Consider the following 2,618-nt stretch of genomic DNA (forward strand, 5'->3'; position numbering starts at 1 on the left):
TAGCCGGGGGCGACGGCACGGCACTGCTCTACTCCGGCGGCAAGGTTATTAAAAAAGTCGCGGAGAAAGAGCTTGTGGATGCGGTGGTGGCCGAGGTCGAGAAGGCGGCCGGAACCATCCGGGCGAGCCGCCAATAAGCTCCCGCCACACCTATACTTTACTTTCTGTTAATTCACCCCGCTTTGTTGAATTTCCTTGACAGCAGACCACTCCTGTAATAGAATTACCGTAACATTTGTACCATTTGTCACGGCTTCCCCCGCCGGCGCCGGAGAGCGGGGGTTGGGGAAGACGAAAACTTTTATGTAAACGGGCGACCTTGGGGAAAAGTTCAGATACACACATCCGTTATGAAGGAAGATAACAGACCATACACCACCGGAGAGGTAGCCTCTCTCTGCCACGTTACGATAAACGCGGTAAAGAAGTGGATAGCCGCGGGGAAGCTTGAGGCCTTCAGGACCCCGGGCGGCCACTACCGGGTAAAGAGGGATGAGTTCGAGAACTTTGTTACCAGATACAAGCTCCACATCCACGAAGAACTCTTTACGAAAAAGAGGAAGATACTCATTATAGACGACGAGCCTCATATAGTGGAGTACGTCAAGGGGGCGCTGGAGCTGGACGGTGGGGACTCCTATGCGATAGAGACAGCCGGGGACGGCTATGAGGCGCTTATAAAGGTAGGGGACTTCAAGCCGGACCTGCTCATACTCGACATAAGGATGCCCAGGATAGACGGTTTCGAGGTGTGCAGGCGCCTGAGGCTCGAAGAAACGACCAAGGGAATAAAGATACTCGCAATGACCGCCTTCGGCAAGGATGATATGGAACGTATCATCCAGTGCGGTGCCGACAGGTGTCTGCCGAAGCCGCTCAGGGTCGAAAAACTCCGGAAGGATGTAGAGAGACTGCTCAAGTAGTCCCCTGCACCGTGAGGGAGTTACCGGTTGTTCACCTATAAGAGGTAACCTGCAACAGGGAACAGGCAATTGTTCTTTTAGCCGCGTATAGGGCCGGTTCCGCCTATGAGTACTCAGCCCCAAAAAACCCTCTCCATAATACACAAATTCCTCGCCCTCCTCCTGCTTTTCCTGACGCTCGTCGTTATGGACGCCGTGCTCCTGCTGCACAAGTCAGAGGGGGTGGAGCACTATGACGTCTTGAACCACCGTCTCGACACCCTCAAGAGCGACATAATAAAGTTCGAGTACGTCCTGGATATATTCCTGGTAACCAGACAGTTCCAGGGGGGGTTCGAGGAGCAGAGGGTGGAGGAGATAGGCAGGGAAGTGGAGAAGGTGGACGAGCGCGTAATGGAGCTTCTGGAGGCTACGCTTGTCGAGGGGTTCCGGGACAAGCCCGTTATTTCCAGCGCCCTCAAGAGCATTGGCGAAGACTGGGAGGTTATAAGGAAAGAAGCCTCTGGGCTCAATGCCGACGTGGGTTACGACAAGGCGCTCTTGATACACAACGCCGTGGACATGAACACCTTCCTCCTTACCGAAAATATCGAGAAGCTGCTTGACGTAACCTCCCGGGAGAGGGCCGCCGTCTTTCAGGGTTCAAGGGATTTTACCGTCAGGTTGATGGGGCTCAGCGCGCTCGTTCTTCTGGTCGCGGGGATGGTATTTCTCGTAAGGGTCCTCCTGCCCGTAAGCGAGGTCTTTTCCTCCGCGGAAAGGGTTTTCCCCTTTTCCTCTTCCACCACGGAGGAGGGGGAGAGGTTCCGGGAGGATTTACCGGGTGAGGCCGGGAGCTTTGCCCGCGCCATGAACGACGTGGCGGCCAGGGTGGAGGAGTCCCGCGCCCTTATCGAGATAAAGGCCCGCGAGGCCGCTGCGGAGAGCGAGAGAATGGCCGGAAGGGCCGCGGCCCTCAATACCGTAACCTCCGCGGTAGGCAGCTCTCTCTCCCTCGGAGAGATATTCACGGCCGCGGCAAAGGAGATGGAGCGTGTAGCCGGGACCCACGGTGCGGCCGTATACCTTAAGGAGGACGGTGTCCTCAAGCTCAAGCACTCAAAGGGTCTTAAAGGGGCTTCCTTCCGCGTGGGGGCTGAGATACCGCTCGCCGAAAGGACCGGCGGAGAGTGGGAAAGGCCCAGGGTCTTAAGCGGCCTCGACGGCTACTCCGAGGGTATGTCCAAATCCGCCCTTGTCTCCCAGGGCGTGGGCTCCCTCGTAAGCGTACCCATACCCCACGGCGGTTCCCACATAGGGTTCATGGACGTCATTTTCATGGAGCGCGTGGAGGTCGGGGAGAGCGACCTTGCTTTCTTCGAGGCCGTGGCCTCGAACCTCGGCGTTGCGGCGGGCTACTCGGCCATCTTCCATGAAGAGCACGTGCGAAAGAGGTTCCTCGAACGCGTCATAACCCAGACCCCTTGCGGCTTTGCCGCCTTCGACGGGGACGGCCGGTGCACCCTGGCGAACGATATGTTCAAGAGGCTCATCGGGGGAAGCGACGACAGCGACCTGGTGGGTAACTACAGTGTGCTGGAGGAGGATTTCATGGGCGAAGAGTTCTCCTCTTCGGTCAAGAGCTCCTACGCGGGCCGTGTGGTCGAGGCCGAGATAAACGGCGGCTACGGTAGGCTGGTGGTGAAGAGCTACCCC

Annotated in this window: 2 protein-coding genes; both read left to right on the forward strand. The window is 57.4% G+C overall.

Annotated elements, in window-relative coordinates:
• Positions 1–350 precede the first annotated feature (350 nt).
• Positions 351–923, forward strand: a complete 573-nt coding sequence (locus V3W31_09135; protein ID MEE9615088.1) for a response regulator — start codon at positions 351–353, stop codon at positions 921–923.
• A 105-nt stretch (positions 924–1,028) separates the two neighbouring features.
• Positions 1,029–2,618: GAF domain-containing protein (locus V3W31_09140; protein ID MEE9615089.1), on the forward strand; the 1,590-nt coding region annotated here is incomplete at its 3' end.

It is taken from the genome of Thermodesulfobacteriota bacterium (assembly GCA_036482575.1).
Classification (GTDB): Bacteria; Desulfobacterota; GWC2-55-46; order GWC2-55-46; family JAUVFY01; genus JAZGJJ01.